Source organism: Pseudomonas salicis (genome assembly GCF_057128705.1).
This window is the reverse complement of the sequence record NZ_JBSKHU010000003.1, coordinates 872,316-892,566: the sequence shown is the minus strand read 5'-3', so window position 1 is coordinate 892,566 and position 20,251 is coordinate 872,316. Positions and strand designations below refer to the sequence as shown.

The 20,251-nt window shown below is 59.1% G+C and carries 21 protein-coding genes and 1 tRNA gene; 6 read left to right on the top strand and 16 right to left on the bottom strand.

The window, feature by feature from the left end; translation table 11 throughout:
* Positions 1-100 precede the first annotated feature (100 nt).
* Positions 101-2,635: a GAF domain-containing hybrid sensor histidine kinase/response regulator gene (locus ACWKWE_RS14810; protein ID WP_483850946.1), complete on the bottom strand. Its 2,535-nt coding sequence runs from the start codon at positions 2,633-2,635 to the stop codon at positions 101-103.
* Between the two features lie 335 nt (positions 2,636-2,970).
* On the opposite strand from ACWKWE_RS14810, the gene ACWKWE_RS14805 reads away from it, so the two are divergent.
* Positions 2,971-4,575, top strand: coding sequence for an inorganic phosphate transporter (locus tag ACWKWE_RS14805; RefSeq protein ID WP_483850945.1), 1,605 nt, complete (start codon positions 2,971-2,973; stop codon positions 4,573-4,575).
* 30 nt (positions 4,576-4,605) lie between these two features.
* Here the strand turns inward: ACWKWE_RS14805 and ACWKWE_RS14800 are convergent, their stop codons facing one another.
* Positions 4,606-5,793: a GAF domain-containing sensor histidine kinase gene (locus tag ACWKWE_RS14800; RefSeq protein ID WP_483850944.1), complete on the bottom strand. Its 1,188-nt coding sequence runs from the start codon at positions 5,791-5,793 to the stop codon at positions 4,606-4,608.
* A 212-nt stretch (positions 5,794-6,005) separates the two neighbouring features.
* On the opposite strand from ACWKWE_RS14800, the gene ACWKWE_RS14795 reads away from it, so the two are divergent.
* Positions 6,006-6,806, top strand: coding sequence for an EAL domain-containing protein (locus ACWKWE_RS14795; RefSeq protein WP_483850943.1), 801 nt, complete (start codon positions 6,006-6,008; stop codon positions 6,804-6,806).
* A 10-nt stretch (positions 6,807-6,816) separates the two neighbouring features.
* Entirely contained in the window at positions 6,817-7,146 is a 330-nt protein-coding gene (locus ACWKWE_RS14790; RefSeq protein ID WP_483850942.1) for a YceK/YidQ family lipoprotein, read from the top strand.
* 72 nt (positions 7,147-7,218) lie between these two features.
* On the opposite strand, the gene ACWKWE_RS14785 is transcribed toward ACWKWE_RS14790, so the two are convergent.
* The 9 genes from ACWKWE_RS14785 to thrS all read right to left on the bottom strand — a co-directional run bounded on the left by ACWKWE_RS14785 (position 7,219) and on the right by thrS (position 14,677).
* Positions 7,219-7,295 (bottom strand) — tRNA-Pro (locus tag ACWKWE_RS14785).
* Between the two features lie 89 nt (positions 7,296-7,384).
* Entirely contained in the window at positions 7,385-7,741 is a 357-nt protein-coding gene (locus ACWKWE_RS14780; RefSeq protein WP_081566855.1) for a MerR family transcriptional regulator, read from the bottom strand.
* Positions 7,722-8,024 (bottom strand): integration host factor subunit alpha, encoded by a 303-nt coding sequence (gene ihfA, locus ACWKWE_RS14775; protein WP_002553164.1) that lies wholly within the window; start codon positions 8,022-8,024, stop codon positions 7,722-7,724. The genes ACWKWE_RS14780 and ihfA overlap by 20 nt, the downstream gene beginning before the upstream one ends.
* Before the next feature lie 3 nt (positions 8,025-8,027).
* Entirely contained in the window at positions 8,028-10,409 is a 2,382-nt protein-coding gene (gene pheT / locus ACWKWE_RS14770) for a phenylalanine--tRNA ligase subunit beta (RefSeq protein ID WP_401142995.1), read from the bottom strand.
* A 32-nt stretch (positions 10,410-10,441) separates the two neighbouring features.
* Positions 10,442-11,458, bottom strand: a complete 1,017-nt coding sequence (gene pheS, locus ACWKWE_RS14765; protein WP_341958496.1) for a phenylalanine--tRNA ligase subunit alpha — start codon at positions 11,456-11,458, stop codon at positions 10,442-10,444.
* Between the two features lie 105 nt (positions 11,459-11,563).
* Entirely contained in the window at positions 11,564-11,920 is a 357-nt protein-coding gene (gene rplT / locus ACWKWE_RS14760) for a 50S ribosomal protein L20 (protein WP_007905879.1), read from the bottom strand.
* Between the two features lie 28 nt (positions 11,921-11,948).
* Positions 11,949-12,143 carry a 50S ribosomal protein L35 gene (rpmI, locus tag ACWKWE_RS14755; RefSeq protein WP_002553160.1) on the bottom strand — a complete coding sequence of 65 codons (195 nt, stop codon included), beginning with the start codon at positions 12,141-12,143 and terminating at the stop codon, positions 11,949-11,951.
* A gap of 60 nt (positions 12,144-12,203) precedes the next feature.
* Positions 12,204-12,755, bottom strand: coding sequence for a translation initiation factor IF-3 (gene infC, locus ACWKWE_RS14750; RefSeq protein ID WP_178115747.1), 552 nt, complete (start codon positions 12,753-12,755; stop codon positions 12,204-12,206).
* Positions 12,755-14,677, bottom strand: coding sequence for a threonine--tRNA ligase (gene thrS, locus ACWKWE_RS14745; protein WP_166597005.1), 1,923 nt, complete (start codon positions 14,675-14,677; stop codon positions 12,755-12,757). Before thrS ends, infC begins: the two co-directional genes overlap by 1 nt.
* A 393-nt stretch (positions 14,678-15,070) precedes the next feature.
* On the opposite strand from thrS, the gene ACWKWE_RS14740 reads away from it, so the two are divergent.
* Entirely contained in the window at positions 15,071-15,385 is a 315-nt protein-coding gene (locus ACWKWE_RS14740) for a hypothetical protein (RefSeq protein ID WP_166596874.1), read from the top strand.
* A gap of 297 nt (positions 15,386-15,682) precedes the next feature.
* Positions 15,683-15,895: a cold-shock protein gene (locus tag ACWKWE_RS14735; protein ID WP_166596873.1), complete on the top strand. Its 213-nt coding sequence runs from the start codon at positions 15,683-15,685 to the stop codon at positions 15,893-15,895.
* Between the two features lie 67 nt (positions 15,896-15,962).
* On the opposite strand, the gene ACWKWE_RS14730 is transcribed toward ACWKWE_RS14735, so the two are convergent.
* Positions 15,963-16,286, bottom strand: coding sequence for an I78 family peptidase inhibitor (locus tag ACWKWE_RS14730; protein WP_166596872.1), 324 nt, complete (start codon positions 16,284-16,286; stop codon positions 15,963-15,965).
* Between the two features lie 312 nt (positions 16,287-16,598).
* Between ACWKWE_RS14730 and ACWKWE_RS14725 the strand changes: the two genes are divergently transcribed.
* On the top strand, positions 16,599-16,796 hold the full coding sequence (locus ACWKWE_RS14725; protein ID WP_483850941.1) for a hypothetical protein: 198 nt from the start codon (positions 16,599-16,601) through the stop codon (positions 16,794-16,796).
* A gap of 6 nt (positions 16,797-16,802) precedes the next feature.
* Here ACWKWE_RS14725 and ACWKWE_RS14720 read toward each other — a convergent pair whose 3' ends face one another.
* The 4 genes from ACWKWE_RS14720 to ACWKWE_RS14705 are packed head-to-tail and all read right to left on the bottom strand — an operon-like array spanning position 16,803 to position 20,250.
* The gene (locus ACWKWE_RS14720; RefSeq protein WP_166596870.1) at positions 16,803-17,828 is read right to left on the bottom strand and encodes a nucleoside hydrolase; all 1,026 of its coding nucleotides are present in this window, start codon (positions 17,826-17,828) and stop codon (positions 16,803-16,805) included.
* 43 nt (positions 17,829-17,871) lie between these two features.
* A complete protein-coding gene (gene rbsD, locus ACWKWE_RS14715) occupies positions 17,872-18,276 on the bottom strand; it encodes a D-ribose pyranase (protein ID WP_401142981.1) in 405 nt (134 codons plus the stop codon).
* Positions 18,273-19,190 (bottom strand): ribokinase, encoded by a 918-nt coding sequence (gene rbsK, locus ACWKWE_RS14710; RefSeq protein WP_401142979.1) that lies wholly within the window; start codon positions 19,188-19,190, stop codon positions 18,273-18,275. The genes rbsD and rbsK overlap by 4 nt, the downstream gene beginning before the upstream one ends.
* Positions 19,191-19,227: 37 nt before the next feature.
* A complete protein-coding gene (locus tag ACWKWE_RS14705; RefSeq protein ID WP_166596867.1) occupies positions 19,228-20,250 on the bottom strand; it encodes a LacI family DNA-binding transcriptional regulator in 1,023 nt (340 codons plus the stop codon).
* Between the last annotated feature and the right edge of the window lies 1 nt (position 20,251).

Below are 20,251 nucleotides of genomic sequence, written 5' to 3'. Positions count from 1 at the left end.
AGCGTGGCGGTCGCTGCTGGTCAAGTCCGGCGCCGAATCGCGAAAAAAATCGCCGGCGCATATACGTCTTTCGTCGGGCCGGAGTGGGTGTTTGGCGGTTTCAAGCCCCACGACCAAGGTGCACCAGACTCTCCGCCAGCTCGTTTTTGCGGAAGGGCTTGGTGAGACGAGGCAGATCAGGGTCGAGGCCCTCACGTTCCGCGTAGCCGGAGACGAGCAGAATCGGCGTCCCCGGCCGGGAGTCCCGAACCACCTTCGCCAAGTCGGTCCCGCTGATACCGGGCATGAGGTGGTCCGTGACGAGCAGGTCAAACGACTCCCCGCCCTTCATCAGCTCCATGGCCTCTTCTCCTGACGCGGCTTCGATCACGCAATAGCCCAGTTCGGCCAACATGTAGGACGTGCTGGCGCGAACCAGTTCTTCATCATCGACCAGCAGCGCAACCCCGCGCGTCAATGGCGGCTCAGGCGCCTCCGCCATGCGGAGTACCGCCGCAGGTACGGTCATGCTGCGCGGAAGCCACAGCTCCACGTTCGTGCCAAGGCCGGGCGAACTCTGGATCGTGAGGGCGCCGTTCAATTGCGATGCCAGCCCGTGCACCATCGAGAGCCCCAGGCCCGTCCCTTTGCCGACGCCCTTGGTGGAAAAGAACGGCTCGACCGCGAGGGCGAGTGTCGCGGGGTCCATGCCGATGCCGGTGTCGGCCACCGACAGACACAAGTATTCGCCAGCCGGAAGTCTGGAGCGGTGGTCGACGCCCACTGTCTCCATGGTGGCCGAGATGCGCAAGGTGCCGCCTTCCAGCATCGCATCCCGCGCGTTGACAGAGAGGTTGAGCAGTGCCATTTCGAGCTGATTGAGGTCAGCGATGGCGGCCGGGAGATGGTCTGGTGCATCGACAACCACCTTGATTTGCGGCCCGGTGGTGCTGGCCACCAGATCACCCATGTCACTCACCAGCTTCGCCACATCGACGGGCACCGGTTGCAGCGGCTGACGGCGGGCAAACGCCAGCAGCCGCTGGACGAGTGTCTTCGCCCGCTCGGCGGACTGCATGGCGCCGGAGATCAGCCGCTGCTCCCGCTCACCACCCACGCCCCGGCGTTGAAGCAGGTCGAGCGTACCGACAATCGGAGTCAGCAGGTTGTTGAAGTCGTGGGCGACGCCGCCGGTCAACTGCCCCATGGCTTCCATTTTCTGGCTCTGCCGCAGGGCCTTTTGAACCTCTTCCCGTTCGGCGATGGCCTGGGCCACCCGCCCTTCCAGCGTGGCGTTGAGTTCTCGAAGCGCGTCCTCGGCCGTCTTGCGGGCCGTGATTTCCATCGCCGTACCGGTCACCCGCAAACAGCGACCCGTGGTGTCGAACACCCCCCGTCCTTTGGCCGCCACCCAACGCACGATGCCGTCCTCACGGCCCACCGTCCGGTAGTCAACGTCATAGAGCGCGCGATGCTCAGGGTCGATGGCGGCGCTAAATGCCTCAATCGTTGCGTCACGGTCCTCAGGGTGCAAACCGTCGTAAAAATCCTGCAGCGTGACCGGCACGTCAGCCGAAATACCAAACATGGCCTTCGTCTGTGCGGGCCATACCAATGTGTTCTGCACGAAATCCACATCCCAGAAACCCACGTCTGCGTGGGCCACGGCCAGGCGCAACCGCTCTTCGCTGATCCGGATCGAAGCATCCGCCCGCGCCCGGTGCACGACCAGCCCGACCGTTTGAACCACGAAATCGACAACCTCGATATCCGCCAACAACGGATCGCGGCGCTCGGGGTGATACAGCACAAACGCGCCCAGCGTGACACCTTGCGCCGAACGGATCGGGATTGACCAACACAGGTGCAGACCCTGTTCGATGGCCCGCTCCCGGCACGCGGACCAGAGGGGATCGGCACTGACGCCAGCGATGGCGTTCCTATACGCAGCGGGCAGGCTCGGGCCGGAGCAGGAATGAATACGCCGGCCGTCGTCGTCCAACAGCACAATGCTGCCGAGGAACCGGGACGGGGACAGCGTTTCCACCTCGCGGACGATGGCGTCCAGCGAGAACGCAAGCGGCGTCTGCGCTACGGCCAGTTCCAGAATGCGGTTCTGAGCGGCGCCCAGTGCTGCCGCACGATTGCGCGCTTGGGTCAGGCGCGCATTCTCGATGGCAATCGTCGCCAGACGCGCGAGGCTTTCCAGACGCTTGAGCGTGTCCTGACCATGATCCCCGACTTCAGCCCAATAGGCCCCGAGCGCGGCGACTGGAACAGGGCGACCAATGGGCACCATGACGAGACTGCGCACAAAAGTCGCCGCATAGGCGTCTTGGGGAACACGGGAATCCAGCCGGACATCAGGAATCGCGACGGTCGCGTTATGGCGCATCGCCCAGCCCGAAACGCAGTGGTCCGCAGGAAACGTCTGGCCTTGCCAGAGTGGCGAGACCGCGTCTTCCGCCACATAGGAACAATAGCCGCCCGTCTCGATCACGATCGCAACGCCTTCTGACCCGACCGCCGCACGCGCCGTGTCGCGGAGCACGGCAACGACTTCGTCTACCGAACCGGCCAGCGCCAGCCGTTCGCTGGCATTCAACACGTGGGACAAACGGTCATTACGGTCGGGACCGACGAGATCAGTAGGCAAACGGGCTTCCTCATGAACGCCGCACAGACGTTCTGCGGGCGGGTTCAGCGTGAACGTGACGAAAGCGTGCCGTGCAGCCCCCTCCCTGTTCGGCAGTGTGAAATCCAGTCTGTCAGAAATGTCGCCACGAAGCATCACCCCACCGGCCGTGACCAGGAACACGACGTCCGATGGCACGCCGTTGTACGAGAAGGCGGCGAAAACAGGGTCGTTTGAGTGGCGTTTAAGGCCGTTAGTCCAAAGGCCCGACGGATCGGCCCTGATTACGTCCCTGGTAAGAAAAGCGTCATCTGCCCTGACTAGGTTGAAAGCTCACTCCGAGCTGAGACAAGAACGTGAACACTTCAGCCACCCCCCACAACGCCCACCTCTCCCGTCCCAAACTCGATCACGCGCTGAGCCCCCGAAGCCTCGCGCTGTTCATCGGCCTGTTAATCGTCGGCGTCCTCGTCAGCGGCTGGGGCATCGTGCAAGACGTTGACGAGGCTGGCGCCGTGGCCACGACGTGGCTGCCCTACGGCCTGCTGTGTCTGGCGCTGGTCATCGCGCTGGGCTTCGAGTTCGTCAACGGCTTTCACGACACAGCCAACGCCGTGGCCACGGTGATCTACACCCACTCGCTCCCGGCCAACATTGCGGTGGTGTGGTCGGGCCTCTGCAACTTCAGCGGGGTGCTGGCGTCAAGCGGGGCGGTTGCGTTCAGCATCATCGCGCTGCTGCCAGTGGACATGATCCTCCAGGTGGGCTCCGCAAACGGTTTCGCCATGATCTTCGCGCTGCTGATCGCCGCCATCGTCTGGAACCTGGGCACGTGGTGGCTCGGGCTGCCGGCGTCTTCATCGCACACGCTGATCGGTTCGATCCTTGGCGTCGGTCTGGCCAATGCCTGGCTGCAAGGCCGGTCGGCCGCGGACAGCGTCGACTGGTCACAAGTGTCTAAAGTGGCCTACGCGCTGTTGCTGTCTCCGCTGGTGGGCTTCGTCTGCGCGGCAGGGTTACTGCTGTTACTGAGGCTGCTGGTCAAACAGAAAGCGTTGTATCAGGAGCCGAAGGGCCAGAACCCGCCGCCACCGTGGATTCGCGGGTTGTTAATCCTCACCTGCAGTGGCGTGTCCTTCGCCCACGGCTCTAACGACGGCCAGAAAGGCATGGGGCTGATCATGCTGATTCTGGTGGGCACCTTGCCCATGGCCTACGCGCTGGACCGTGCCGTGCCTGTCACCCAGACGACCCAGTTCGTCGCCGTTGCGCAGGTCACCCACCAAGGGCTGACGACCGAAGCCAAGGGGCGTCAAGTGAATGACCCGCGCATGGTGTTGATGGAATACGTCCGCACCCGAAAAGCCAGCGACGACACCGTGCCTGCCCTGGCCGCCGTGACCGGAATCATCGCCGACGAGGTGAAGAACTACGGCACGCTGGCCAAAGTGCCCGCGCAGGCCATGACCAACGTGCGCAACGACATGTTCCTGACCTCGGAGAGCATTCGCCTGCTCGGTACTCAGCACCTCGATAATTTCTCTGCGGGCACCCGCACCAACGTCGCGGAATTCAAACGCCAGATCGACGCGGCCACGCGCTTCATTCCGTTCTGGGTGAAGATCGCCGTGGCCATCGCCCTGGGGTTGGGCACGCTCGTGGGCTGGCGCCGTATCGTCATCACCGTGGGCGAAAAAATCGGCAAGGCGCACTTGACCTATGCCCAGGGCGCCAGTGCCGAACTGGTGACCATGGCCACCATCGGCGCGGCCGACGGTTTCGGCCTGCCCGTGTCCACGACCCATGTGCTCTCCTCCGGCGTCGCCGGGGCCATGGCGGCCAATGGCAGCGGGTTGCAGATGGCGACTGTGCGCAACCTGATTCTCGCGTGGGTGTTCACCTTGCCCGCCGCCATGGTGCTCTCGGCGCTGCTGTTCTGGCTGTTTCATGCCATTTTTTGATGGGTGAATCGTGACCGGCCGTCAATCCGCTCATTTCACCCTGGCGGGAAATCGGGCGGTAAAGGCAGTGCCGGCCGCCAGCGTCGACGTCACCCCCAGGGTGCCTCCGTGGGCTTGGGCGATTTGCGCTGCGATGTATAGGCCCAGCCCCAACCCTTCCCCGCGCTGCCCGGCCTCCGAACGCGTGAACGGTTCGAACAGCAGCGGCATCAACGCGACCGGAATTGGAGGGCCCTGGTTGGTCACTAGGATGACGATTTCCTCGCCTTCCTGCCACGCTTTCACTCGAATGGGCGCATCCGTCGCCCCATGCGTCACGGCGTTGCCCACCAGATTGGACAGCAATTGCGTGATGCGCAGCGAATCGCAGTAGATTCCGGTGGGCAGATCGAGCGAGTGGCTGATACATGCCTGCGGGTTGGAGTGCTGCACCTCACTCAGCGCCTGCTCCAGAACAGGCCCCAGGTCATCCACCCATTGTGGCTTCACCGGAATCCCGCCGCCCATGCGACCCCGTGCAAAATCCAGCACGTTTTCGATGAGCATGCCCATGCGCGATGCGCTGTGGCGGATGGCAGCCAGAAGCCGCAGCGGACGCGTTTCTGTGGTCTGGGTTTCCAGCAGATCGGTGCTCATGCGGATCGCACTCAAGGGCGTGCGCAGGTCGTGCCCCAGCACCGCCACGAATTGATCACGCAAGCGTTCGTGTTCCTTGGCGGTCGCCAGCGCAGCTTGCGTCACCTCCAGGTCTTTCTGGGCATCGAGGCTCATTCCGATCAACTGTGCGAACAGGCTGAGCGTCTTGAGAATGGAGGGTTCCTCCAGATCGGCCGGCAGTGAATCAATGGCGCAGAGAGTCCCGAAAAACGCGCCGTCTCTCGTGATGATCGGAATCGAGACATAGCTCTCCAATCCATAGGTCTGGGGTGTGTGATGCAACGAGAAATGCGGATGCGCACTGGCTTGGCCAAAAATAACCGGGGTTCGGTGCTGGCGGATTTCGTGGCAGATAGTGGATTCGAGCCGCAACTCCCCACCGGGTTCAAGGCCAAAATCGATGGAGTCGTCCACCGCGCAGGCCACCCAGTTCTTGTCCGTGACCCGGGCCACCGCCGCGAAACGCATCCGGGTCAAATGCTTGACCATGCTCAGGATCACGGGCACGGCCCCGATCGCCTGCACGGCGTCAATGTCAGCTGAAAAATCCGGGCGGACCATACGGGGCGGGCCTTTGATCGAAGATTGGAGCGGAGACTACAACGAATAGCGCCCGGCTTACAGACACACTCGCTCCGATTCCACCATGAGTCCCTTGGTGCACCTCCAAGAAGAGTTAACGGTGACGCTTGCCACACGCAAATGAAGGTAGAAAAAAGAGGTCATGCGTGCATTAATTGGCCACCACTGGTGACATCAATCGGAAGGTTGGCATGACTCAGATTTACCCTTCCCTGCCTTTCGAACCGATTGGCTGTGCCCAATGCCGCAACCTCGAAGGTTTGGGCTTCGACTTCACCATGGCGTTTCAGCCGATTTTCAACGTTCACACCCAGACAGCCTATGCCTACGAGGCTCTGGTTCGCGGTATCAATGGCGAATCGGCTGCGAGCATCTTGAGCCAAGTGGATGACACCAATCGCTATCGCTTCGATCAGGCCTGTCGTGTCAAAGCCATCGAACTGGCGGCCACGCTGGGGTTGTTGCAGCAGCCCAGGTGCAAGCTCAGCATCAACTTCCTGCCCAATGCTGTCTACCGGGCCGAGACTTGCATCCGGGCGACACTTGAAGCAGCCCACCTGTTCGACTTCCCGTTAGACAGGCTGATGTTCGAGGTGACCGAAGGCGAACGCGTCGACGATCCCGATCACTTGAAATCCATTTTCCAGGCGTACGAGCGTCACGGCTTCACCACCGCGATCGATGACTTCGGGTCAGGCTATTCAGGCTTGAACTTCCTGGCCATGTTCCAGCCCCACGTGCTGAAAATTGACATGGCACTGACCCGAGGTATCGACGCGGATCCGGTAAGAAAAGCCATCGTTGAAGGGATCGTGCTGGTTTCGAAACGCCTGAACATCGAAGTCGTCGCTGAAGGGATCGAAACGCCCGAAGAATATTGGGCGCTCCGGGCGCTGGGCATTTCGCTGATGCAAGGCTATCTGCTGGCACGCCCGGTCATTGGCGCGTTGGTGTCCGGCGACTTTTCGCGAGTCGGCGCTACGGCTGAATAAGGAGTCTCACATGAACCCAAGGATTGCAGCCTGTCTGGCCATAGCCGTATCGATGTCCGGCTGCGGCACGATCGCGACGTTGACCAACGAAAAAGGCGCTGCCGACGAACTCGCCAGCTGGCATTCGCACTGCCAGACCATTCCCCGCGCCTACAGCGGCGTCGCCTACGATTTCTGCACGCTGAATGGCCCGGAGCGACATGGGCAACCGCCTACTGCCACCGGCATGGTCATCGACATCGCACTGTCCAGCATTACAGATACGCTGGTCATTCCGTACACCGGTTATCAGCAGTATCAACGGGGAAGTATTCCGGTGCGCAGGAAACATCTGGATTAGGCACCGCCTCAAGCATCCAGACATGAAAAAGCCCAACCTGAGAAGGTCGGGCTAAGTCATTGAAAAATAAGTTGGTCGGGACGGAGTGATTCGAACACTCGACCCCTAGCACCCCATGCTAGTGCGCTACCGGACTGCGCTACGCCCCGACTAGGCGTGAATCTTTTGGGCTTCTTGCGAAAGCGTCGAGAAATATACCCTAAGCATTTGAATGATGGAAGTATTTTGAGTCATCGGTCTACTTGCGCAGAACGACCAACACGTCTTCCAACTCAGCAATCATCTGCTTGATCAATTGCTTGTACTGCAGGGAATCGTCCTTGACCTCATCGCTGGACATACGAAGGCGCGCACCACCGATGGTGAAGCCCTGGTCGTACAGCAACGCGCGGATCTGTCGGATCATCAGCACGTCCTGTCGCTGATAATACCGACGATTCCCGCGGCGCTTGACCGGGTTGAGCTGAGGAAACTCCTGCTCCCAATAACGCAGAACGTGCGGTTTTACCGCGCAGAGCTCACTGACCTCACCAATGGTGAAGTAGCGTTTGCCGGGAATAGGCGGTAGCTCGTCGTTATGACTTGGTTCCAGCATAAGCCTCAACTCGGGCCTTCAGTTTCTGCCCTGGGCGAAAGGTGACCACACGGCGAGCTGTAATCGGAATTTCTTCCCCTGTCTTGGGATTTCGACCCGGTCGCTGGCGTTTATCTCGCAGGTCGAAATTGCCGAATCCGGACAATTTGACCTGCTCGTTATCTTCCAGAGCGTGCCTGATTTCCTCAAAGAACAGCTCAACCAGTTCCTTGGCTTCTCGTTTATTCAGGCCTAGCTCTTCGTACAGACGTTCGGCCATCTCAGCTTTCGTCAGAGCCCCCATACGCTACTTCCTTAACGTGGCGTTTAACCTTTCCTCTAGCGAGGTGAGAATTTGCTGCGTCGAAGCGTTTACCTCATCGTCAGTAAGAGTGCGCGATGGATGTTGCCAGGTCAAGCCAACTGCAAGGCTTTTTCTATGCGGATCAATGCCTTTACCCTGATAAACATCAAAGAGCCTGAGGTCTGTTAGCCATTCCCCTGCATTTTCACGAATAACGTCCATTACCGCAGTCGCTGCAACATCACGATCCGCCAGCAACGCCAGGTCACGACGGACCTCCGGGAAGCGGGACAACTCGTGGAATTTCGGCAGACGCCCCTCGACCACATCGGCCAGCACCAGTTCGAACACGAACACCGGACGATCCAGACCCAACGTCTTCACCAGCTCAGGGTGCAGTGCGCCGATGTAACCGACTTCGCGGCCTTCGCGCTCGATGCGGGCAGTTTGGCCTGGGTGCAGTGCAGGATGTTTGCCCGGTACGAAACGGAAATCATCCAGTGCGCCCGCGAAGCCCAGTACCGCCTCCACGTCAGCTTTGACGTCGAAGAAGTCCACGAGCTCACGACCCTGTGCCCACCCCTCCGGCAAGCGACTGCCGCAGATCACACCTGCCAGCATAGGCTCTTGTTTTAAACCGTCCAGCTGACCGACAAAACGCAGGCCGCTTTCGAACAGGCGTACACGGTCTTGCTGACGATTGAGGTTGTGTTGGAGCACCTTGATCAGGCCGGGCCACAGCGACGAGCGCATGGCAGCCATGTCGGCGGAGATCGGGTTGGCCAGCAACAATGGCTCAACACCCGGATTGAATAGCTCAAACCATTTCTGATCGATGAAACTGTAGGTGATCGCTTCCTGATAACCGCGCGCGACCAGCAGACGGCGTAGCGCAGGCAGATCGCCACGGGCTTCGGCGCGGGCTTGCGGGGCCAGACGCGCTTGCGGGTAACGAACCGGCAAACGGTTGTAGCCGTAAAGGCGGGCCAGCTCTTCGATCAGGTCGACTTCGAGGCTGATGTCGAAACGGTGGCTAGGCACCTCAACGCGCCACTGGCCAGCCGTTTCATTGGAGACTTTCAGGCCGAGCGCAGTGAGCAGACGCTCCACTTCGGCTGCATCCATGGTCATGCCGAGCATTTGCTCGATGCGCTCAGCGCGCAGGATGACCGGCGCAATCGACGGCAAATGTTGCTCGCTGACGGTTTCGATGACCGGACCGGCTTCGCCGCCCGTGATTTCCAGCAACAGGCCAGTGGCACGCTCCATGGCTTCGCGAGCCAGCTGCCAGTCAACGCCACGCTCGTAGCGATGCGAAGCGTCGGTGTGCAGACCGTAGGACCGAGCCTTGCCGGCGACCGCAATCTGATCGAAGAACGCGCTTTCCAGAAAGATGTCACGGGTGGTCGCGGTATTCACGCCGCTGTGCTCGCCGCCCATCACGCCAGCGATCGCCAGGGCGCGCTGATGGTCGGCGATGACCAGGGTATCGGCGCGCAGGCTGACTTCCTGACCATCCAGCAACACCAGCTTTTCGCCTTCTTCCGCCATGCGGACGCGGATACCGCCGTTGATCTCGGCGAGGTCGAACGCGTGCAGCGGCTGACCCAATTCGAGCATCACGTAGTTGGTGATGTCGACGGCGGCGTCGATGCTGCGCACTTCCGAACGACGCAGGCGCTCGACCATCCACAGCGGGGTCGGGCGTGACAGATCGACATTACGAATGACACGGCCCAGGTAACGCGGGCAGGCAGCCGGTGCCAGCACTTCCACCGAACGCACCTCATCGTGCACGGCAGGAACGACCGCCACTGACGGGCGAGTGACCTTGGCGTCGTACAGCGCACCGACTTCGCGAGCCAGACCTGCAACGGACAGGCAGTCGCCACGGTTCGGCGTCAGGTCGACTTCGATGCTGGCGTCATCCAGCTCCAGATAATCACGGAAATCCTTGCCAACTGGCGCATCGACCGGCAACTCCATCAAACCGTCGTTGCCCTCGCCCACTTGCAGTTCGGCCTGAGAGCACAACATGCCGTTGGACTCGACGCCGCGCAGCTTGGCTTTCTTGATCTTGAAGTCGCCCGGCAGTTCTGCGCCGATCATGGCGAACGGAATCTTCAGGCCTGGACGCACGTTGGGCGCGCCGCAGACCACCTGAAAGGTTTCCGAGCCATTGCTGACCTGACACACGCGCAACTTGTCTGCATCCGGGTGCTGTTCGGTGCTCAGCACCTCGCCCACCACGACCCCACTGAAAACACCGGCGGCCGGGGTCACGCTGTCGACCTCCAGACCTGCCATCGATAGACGGGCAACCAACTCGTCACGGGACACTTGCGGGCTTACCCAGCCGCGCAACCACTGTTCACTGAATTTCATCCTGCTCTCCTAAAAAGTTCGTTACGGGCGACCTAGCGAAATTGCGCGAGGAACCGCAAGTCGTTGTCGAAGAACAGGCGCAAGTCATTGACGCCGTAACGCAGCATGGCCAGACGCTCTGCGCCCATGCCGAAAGCAAAACCTTGGAATTCTTCCGGATCGATACCGGACATGCGCAGCACGTTCGGGTGAACCATGCCGCAGCCCATCACTTCCAGCCAGCCAGTCTGTTTGCAGACACGGCAGCCCTTACCGCTGCACATCACGCATTCCATGTCGACTTCAGCGGATGGCTCGGTGAACGGGAAATAGGAAGGACGGAAACGCACTGCCAGTTCTTTTTCAAAGAACACGCGCAGGAACTCTTCGATGGTGCCCTTGAGGTCGGCGAAGTTGATATCGCGGTCGACCAGCAGGCCTTCGACCTGGTGGAACATCGGAGAGTGAGTGATATCGGAGTCGCTGCGGTACACACGGCCTGGACAGACAATGCGGATCGGCGGCTTGTTCGCTTCCATGGTGCGGACCTGTACCGGCGAGGTATGGGTGCGCAGCAGCATGTTGGCGTTGAAATAGAAGGTGTCGTGCATCGACCGGGCCGGGTGATGGCCTGGGATGTTGAGCGCCTCGAAGTTGTGGTAATCGTCTTCGACCTCAGGGCCTTCGGCAATGCCGTAGCCGATGTGGGTGAAGAACTGTTCGATGCGTTCCAGAGTCCGGGTAACCGGGTGCAGACCGCCTGTGGTTTGGCCACGGCCCGGCAAGGTTACGTCAATGGATTCGGCAGCGAGTTTCGCGGCAAGATCCGCTTCCTCAAGCGATGCCTTTCGCGCATTGAGAACCTCTGTGACACGCTCCTTGGCAACGTTGATGAGCGCGCCAACCTGCGGACGCTCTTCAGCCGGCAAATTCCCCAGGGTCTTCATCACCTGAGTCAATTCACCCTTCTTGCCGAGGTAGTGAACCCGGATTTGCTCCAGGGCATTGATATCTTCGGCGCTTTGCACAGCCTCAAGTGCTTGAGAGACCAGCGCGTCCAGGTTTTCCATGTACAGACTCCAGATACGAAATAGGGGAAGAGCTTACAAGGCTCTTCCCCTATTTATGACGTTTAACACCGAACCCCGAAACGAGGCCCGGTGATTGCCGGGGACTTAGGCCAGAGTGGCTTTAGCTTTCTCGACAATCGCAGCAAACGCCGCTTTTTCGTTCACTGCCAGATCAGCCAGAACCTTACGGTCGATTTCGATCGACGCTTTTTTCAGGCCAGCGATGAAACGGCTGTAAGACAGACCGTTGATACGCGCACCAGCGTTGATACGAGCGATCCACAGAGCGCGGAACTGACGTTTTTTCTGACGACGGTCACGGTAGGCGTATTGGCCAGCCTTGATTACCGCTTGCTTGGCAACACGGAATACGCGTGAACGCGCGCCGTAGTAGCCTTTAGCAAGTTTCAGAATTTTTTTGTGACGCTTACGGGCAATGACGCCACGCTTTACACGAGCCATGAGTTACTTCCTCTATTCTTGATCAAAATTAACGAAGGCGCAGCATGCGCTCGACTTTTGCGACGTCAGACGGATGCAGCAGGCTGCTTCCGCGCAGTTGACGCTTACGCTTGGTCGACATTTTGGTCAGGATGTGGCTCTTGAAAGCGTGCTTGTGCTTGATGCCATTCGCGGTTTTCAGAAACCGCTTAGCTGCACCACTTTTAGTCTTCATCTTTGGCATGTTCGGATACTCCGCATTCAGTTGATAAACATAACCGCAAGGCCTGCCGTGCCCTGGTGGTTATTTCTTCTTTTTCGGGGCGATGACCATGATCAGCTGGCGTCCTTCCATCTTAGGATGCTGTTCGACGGCGCCGTATTCGAGCAGGTCAGCCTCAACCCGCTTCAACAGCTCCATACCCAGCTCCTGGTGGGCCATCTCACGACCGCGGAATCGCAACGATACCTTGGCCCTGTCCCCGTCACTCAGGAAACGTACCAGGTTGCGTAGTTTTACCTGGTAATCCCCTTCCTCCGTCCCTGGACGAAACTTGATTTCTTTAACCTGAATCTGCTTCTGGTTTTTCTTCGCCGCAGCAATCTGTTTCTTCTTCTCGAAGATCGATTTGCCGTAGTCCATCACGCGACAGACAGGTGGTACTGCGTCGGCAGAAATCTCTACCAGATCAAGCTTGGCTTCTTCAGCTATACGAAGCGCTTCATCAATCGAGACGATGCCAATCTGCTCGCCGTCAGCGCCAATTAACCGAACCTCGCGTGCCGAGATATTCTCGTTGATCGGGGCCTTCGGTGCAGCTCGTTTATCTTGTCTCATTTCACGCTTAATAATAATTACTCCGAATCTTGGCGACCACGCCGGGAAACCGCTTGTGCGAGGAACTCCGAGAATTGGGCGACCGGCATCGAGCCGAGGTCTGCGCCTTCACGGGTACGCACAGCGACAGTTTGCGTTTCAACCTCCCGATCTCCGATGACGAGGAGATAGGGAACCTTGAGCAAAGTATGCTCGCGGATTTTAAAGCCGATCTTTTCATTTCTCAAGTCGGACTTGGCACGAAACCCGCTTTCAGCCAGAGTTTTTTCCACTTCAAGCGCAAAATCTGCCTGTTTATCAGTGATATTCATGATCACTGCTTGAGTTGGAGCCAGCCACGCAGGGAATGCACCTTCGTAGTGCTCGATCAGAATTCCGATGAAACGCTCGAAGGAACCGAGAATCGCACGGTGCAACATGACCGGATGCTTGCGACCGTTGTCTTCCGAAACGTATTCGGCGCCCAAACGGATAGGCAGGTTGAAATCGAGCTGCAATGTACCGCATTGCCACACACGACCCAAGCAGTCCTTGAGAGAAAATTCGATTTTCGGACCGTAGAACGCCCCCTCGCCCGGCTGCAGATCATAGGGCAGACCGGCGCTATCGAGTGCTGCGGCGAGCGCGGATTCGGCGCGGTCCCACAGATCATCGGAGCCCACGCGCTTTTCAGGACGAGTGGAGAGCTTCATTTCGATGTCTTTGAAGCCGAAATCGGCGTAGACATCCATGGTCAGCTTGATGAAGGCTGCGGACTCGGCCTGCATTTGCTCTTCAGTACAGAAGATGTGGGCGTCGTCCTGAGTGAACGCACGCACACGCATGATGCCGTGCAATGCACCTGATGGCTCATTACGGTGGCAGGCACCAAATTCGGCCAGGCGCATCGGCAGCTCGCGGTAACTCTTCAGGCCTTGATTGAACACCTGCACGTGGCAAGGGCAGTTCATCGGCTTGATGGCGTAGTCGCGACTTTCGGATTCAGTGGTGAACATGTTTTCGGCATAGTTCGCCCAGTGACCCGACTTTTCCCAAAGAGAGCGATCGACCACTTGCGGGGTCTTGATCTCAAGGTAGCCGTTTTCACGCTGGGTCTTGCGCATGTACTGCTCAAGCACCTGATACAGGGTCCAGCCGTTCGGGTGCCAGAACACCATACCCGGCGCTTCTTCCTGGGTGTGGAACAGGCCAAGGCGCTTGCCGATTTTACGGTGATCGCGTTTTTCAGCTTCTTCGATACGCTGAATGTAAGCCGCCAGCTGCTTTTTATCGGCCCAGGCGGTGCCGTAAACACGCTGCAACTGTTCGTTCTTGGCATCACCGCGCCAGTAGGCACCAGAGAGTTTGGTCAGCTTGAACGACTTCAGGAAACGGGTATTCGGCACGTGCGGGCCGCGGCACATGTCCACGTATTCTTCGTGGTAGTAGAGACCCATGGCCTTTTCATTCGGCATGTCCTCGACCAGACGCAGTTTGTAATCCTCGCCACGCGCCTTGAACACTTCGATCACTTCGGCACGCGGAGTGACTTTCTTGACGACGTCGTAATCTTTTTCGATCAGCTGCTGCATGCGCTGCTCGATGGCCGCCAGGTCATCAGGGGTAAACGGGCGCTCGTAGGCGATATCGTAATAGAAGCCGTCATCGATGACGGGGCCAATCACCATTTTGGCTGTCGGATACAACTGCTTGACGGCATGACCCACCAGATGCGCGCAGGAGTGACGAATGATCTCGACGCCTTCCTGATCTTTGGGGGTGATGATTTGCAGGCTCGCGTCGGCGTCGATCAGGTCGCTGGCATCGACCAGTTGACCGTTGACCTTACCGGCGATGGTAGCTTTGGCCAGACCTGCGCCAATGGACGCGGCGACCTCGGCGACGGAGACCGGGTGATCGAAAGAACGTTGACTGCCGTCGGGAAGAGTAATAGTTGGCATGGCGCCTCCTCTCCTAGTGGTGACCCCTACCAAAGGTCACGTGGGTTGGGATAGAGCCAGTACGCGATTCGGCGGTGTACCTGCCTCACAGTGGCAGGAGCCCAAGGGCCAACCATTTGACCGAACCAGAGTGACTGGAATGTACGAAATCGACAGGTGCGCACTCGGCGAAACCTGACCCGCGAGACGCGAGCGAATCTGCAGGACGCGCATCCTAGCACAGCCTGACAGCTCTACGTCAGGCCGACCCCGGCAAGTTGTGAATAAAGATGCTGACAATTGCCGTGAGAATTGTCCGGAACTGAACTGCGACATCTCGCTGTCGTCAGATAATCCGAGATCACCGTTCCAGGCCCTTGACTCTCGGGGCCCATCGACAAGAAGGAAACCACCATGAAGCTTCTACGTGTTGCCGCCCTCCTCGCACCTTTGGCGCTGGCTCTTCCGATCAGCGCTCATGCCGCCATGGATGCGAACACCAAGACCACCTATATGAATGAATGCGCCGCCGCAGCGACTCAAAATAATCCCGGCATGGATACCAATGCAGTCAAGGCGCACTGCGAATGTGGCGCACAGCAGATCAACAAGAATTTCTCGGACAAGGAAATTGCGTCACTGAATGACAAAACGACGCCTCCGAGTACCGAAATGACCGCTCGACTGCAAAAAGCCGTGAGCGAAAACTGCCTGAAGGGCAAAAAATAAAAAATTTACATTCTGCAGTCATGGGTCAGAGGCATTGGGTAGGCAATGCTCCGCGCAACCTTCTGAAGCCCTCGCCGTTCGTGGGCTTCAGCCACTTCAAAGGCATGAGAAGGCTTCAGTTGAGCGCCGGTGACCCGGCTCATCCCACGCGAATTTTCCCTATATATTTGCGGCACTGGCGCAAAGTTCTAATCGAAAAAGTCCAGCATCGACACAATTCGACTATGATAGCCCCCGTGTGCCCAGTTGGCCTGAGCAGCACAGCACTACTGAATATTATGTTTCTGGAGATACACCATGTCTAATCGCCAAACCGGCACCGTAAAATGGTTCAACGATGAAAAAGGCTTCGGCTTTATCACTCCACAGGGTGGCGGTGACGACCTGTTCGTACACTTCAAGGCTATCGAATCCGAAGGTTTCAAAAGCCTGAAAGAAGGCCAGACTGTTTCCTTCGTGGCTGAGAAAGGCCAAAAGGGCATGCAAGCCGCTCAGGTTCGCGCGGAGTAATCCGAGCGCGCTAAAAAAAACCCGTCTCTGACGGGTTTTTTTATGCCTGCAAACAACCTGGGCGCCATCAGCCGCAATTTACGCGGGTTACCGTGGCGCCTTGGTCTGTATTGAGGTTCAGTCGGTCGGAGCGATACTCCAGAGTCACCATGTCGTCTGGCCCCAGCACCCTGGCCGTCTGGGCACCCGCTTTCGCCCGGGCCTGATCGAGCAACGCAGGTGAAGCTGGCTTGCCGACCGCGAACTGTGCCGCGGCCGCATCACAACGGGACTGGCTGGAGTCTGACGTCGCCGCGCCTTTGGCGGGGGATGAAGACTCTGATGCAGTGCTGCATCCCGCCAGCAGCGCCACTGCCAGAATCAATCCCGATGATGCATATTTCCAGGGCATACGAACTCCTTACGTTTAACGAAAACCAGAACTCCTGCGACAGCGTCATTACGGCTTGGTTTCGCAGGTCCCAGGCAGAACACGCCCTTGGACGATGTCGGGATGCGCAGGAGTCTGCCCGAGCCCGATGCTCAGCGGGCAAACAAATCGTCACAAAACGTTAGCCATTTTGTGTACTCATTGCCCACATTGAACGTCATGCCTAAGTCGCAGTGCGCAATGTTGACCGGGATGCTTTACTGCACGCCCGCCCAGGGGTAACCCGCGCGTGAGGGCAGCGCCAACACCTATTTTGCAGAGGAACGATTCACCATGGCACTCGTGTCCATCGATGCTGATATCAAGGCCAAGTGGTCGCAAGGGCAATGCGCCCATAGCCCTGGCAGTCCTGAAGAACTGGCAATCATTTCAATCGATTTGCTGGTGAAGGAACTGGGCACTGAAAGCGCCCAGAATTTCATGAACCAGGTATTTCTGCGCTACTCGACCGAGAGTTTGAGCAGCGCATGATTGGCGTTATTTGAGCCGTGCCAGACGCTGCGTCAGCAGGTCGAAGAACCCCTGTGCATCGCCGTTCTCGACCCAGAAAACATTTTTAGGCTGTCCCAGCGTGTCATACCAGTCGGCCACGGTCTGACCGAAGCCTGGCCCCTCCCGGCTGTCAATCGCCACGTTGATTAGCCTGCCACTAAACAACTCCGGTTTCAGCAGCCAGGCAATCACACTCGCATCGTGCACCGGTCCACCCGGCAAACCGTAATGCACCATATCGGCCTTGACGTACTCGTTGAGGATACTGCTGACCAGTTTGCCCGCTTGATTGTTCAGCCCCTCTATCCGCTGAATACGCTGATCGCTGGTGAGAACCTTGTGCGTCACGTCCAGCGGCACGTAAGTCAGCTTGACGCCACTGGCCAATACCACTTTGGCGGCATCCGGATCAGCGTAAAGATTGAATTCAGCCACTGGCGTGATGTTGCCACCGTTGAAGTGTGCCCCGCCCATGACCACCACTTCCTTGATGCCCTGCGTGATCTCCGGTGCCTGAATCAACGCCAGCGCGAGGTTGGTTTGCGGCCCGAGCATGGCGATGGTGATGCTGTGGGGCTCGGCCTTGCTCAGCGTGTCGATCAGATACTGCACCGCGTTACCGTCGGCGAGCCCCTTTTTAGGCTCATGGACGTCGACGCCCGGCAGGCCTTCCTTGCCATGGATGTTTTCGGCGTAGATCGGTGGTCGTACCAACGGCCTGCCTGCCCCTGCATAGACCGGAACCTCTTCACGCCCCGCCCACTCCCGGGCCAGACGCGCATTACGTGAGGTCTTGTCGATCCGCACGTTACCGGCGACGGTGGTGATCGCACGGATGTGCAGTTCTTCCGGCGACGCCAGCGCCAGCAGCAGCGCGACCACATCGTCTGCCCCTGGATCGGTGTCGATGATCAGGTCGCGTTTTTCGGCGGCGTGGGCAGCAGTGGAAAAGATGGCCAACAGTGCAATGCTCCTGATCAAGCGAAGGAGAAAGTGACGGCAAAGGTGCATAGGAAACTCCCTGTTTCGTGAATGTGACGCGAATCGCCAGCGATCAGAAGACCACGCCCGCGATCAACGCCACGTTGGTGTATGGCTGGCATTCGCCCGTGCGCACGACGGCCCGGGCGTTGCGACTCAGTTGTTTCAACGCCTCGTGACTCATTAGCCGCTGTTGCCCCAAGTGTCCCGCGGCATTGAGCTGATCGATGACCGACAAGGCCGGGGGCTGCTTATCCCGCATTTCATCGGCGATGACGTGGCTTTCGACCTGCATTTCCGCCAGCACCGTGTTCAGCACACTGACGAAATCCGGCACGCCGTGCGTGACCGCCAGGTCGATGAGCTCTACACCGGGCGGGACAGGCATCCCCGCGTCCACGATCAACAGCACATCCCCATGCCCCAGGGACGCGACCACGCGGGACAGTGCGATATTAAGCAACGGTGTTTTCTTCATGGTTGATAACTCTGAACGTCGACGACGGTGGGTATGGAAGGCTGGGCGCCTGAACGCGTGACCGACAGTGCCGCTGCAATCTGTCCGAAACGGATGGCGTCCGACTCGGATTTACCTTCAGCCAACGCAGCCGCGAAACCGCCGACGAATGTGTCGCCCGCCGCCGTGGTGTCGACCGGCTGGACCTTGGGCGCCGGGAAGTGCTGAGAACGGGCCTGACTGGCAAACAGCGCACCCTGCTCGCCCAATGTGACGATCACTTTCCTGACGCCCGCCTTCATCAACGCCGTGGCGGCGGCATCGGCACTGCCTACGCTGTCGACCGGCAAGCCTGTCAACGCGGTGGCTTCGCTTTCGTTCGGGATCAGGTAGTCAATCCAGCCGTACCATTCTGCGGGCAAGGGGCCACTGGCTGGAGCCGGGTTGAGGATAACCGTCTTACCCAGTTCGCGACCCCGCTTGAGCACATACCCCACCGTCGTCATCGGGACTTCCAACTGGCAGATGATGACATCGGCCTGGCTCAAGAGCGTGTCGAATCCGTCGACCACCGCCGAAGTGACGTGCCCATTGCCGCCGGCCACGATGACGATTGCATTCTGGCTGCTGTCATCGACCACGATCAAAGCCACCCCCGAGGACTCGCCCTCGATCCGGGTCACGGCCTGGCAATCGATCCCTTCGGCCAGCAGCGCTGAACGCAACTCTTCGCCATACGCATCGCTGCCCACGCAACCGATCATGGCCACGCTGGCCCCGAGGCGGGCTGCCGCCACTGCCTGATTGGCGCCCTTGCCCCCAGGCACGGTCACGAACGACTGGCCGGCAAGTGTTTCACCCGCTTTCGGCAGCCTTGGCGCTCGCGTGACGAGGTCCATATTGAGACTGCCCACTATCACTACTTTTGCTTGCATGACGTTGTACTCTTCCATCCGGACCCTTCGATCCGGCTCAGCGAAACTCATTGAATGCGTTGGTGGGCGGCGCCGTGGATTCGCGCAATACGATGCTCGGCGCCACGATCATCCGCTGCACCGGACTGTCGCCCCGTGCCGAAATTCGTCGCAGCAACACTTCAGCGGCGCGTTCCCCCAGTTGCAGAATCGATTGTCCGACCGTGGTCAGCGCAGGATAAACGTACTGGCTCATCTGGATGTCGTCGAAACCGATGACCGACAGATCCGCTGGAACGCGCACATTGCGCTCGGCCGCCGCACGCAACGCGCCGATGCCGACCATGTCGTTGGCCGCGAAAATCGCCGTAGGGCGATCACCGTCCAGCAACAGGCTCGCCGCCTGGTAACCGCTGGGACCGGTGAAGTCGCTCTCGACTACCCAGTTGTCAGGCACGTTCACGCCGGCTTCCTGCATCGCCCGGTGATAACCGGCGAGACGCATCCGCGCGACGCTGGTTTCAGCCGGACCACAGATACAAGCAATGTGGCGATGCCCCAATTCCAGCAAATGCGAAGTGGCGAGATAGGCGCCCAACTCGTGATCGATTCGCACCAGATCGGCACTGATGTTTTCCAGATCCCGGTCGACAATGACCATCGGGGTGCGCACCGACGACAAACTGTCGACAAGGCTGTCACCCCCGCCGACCGACGACACGATGAGGCCATCGACCCGCTTTTCCAGCAGCACGCGTAAATAATTGCGCTGCTTCTCCAGGTTGTCGTCGGAGTTGCAGAGGATCACGCAAAAACCGTTGCGCTCGCAGAAATCCTCAATGCCCCTGGCCAGTTCGGCAAAGTACGGGTTGATGCCGTTGGGAATCAACAAACCGATGGTCGCGGTGGACTTGGCCTTCAATGAGCGGGCGACGGCGCTGGGCACATAATCCAGCTGCGCGATTGCCGCCTCGACTTTCTTGCGGACCTCGTCACTCACCGGCCGTGTCCGGTTTACGACATGGGACACCGTTGTGTAGGAAATGCCGGCAATGGCGGCCACGTCTTTGATGGTGGCCATA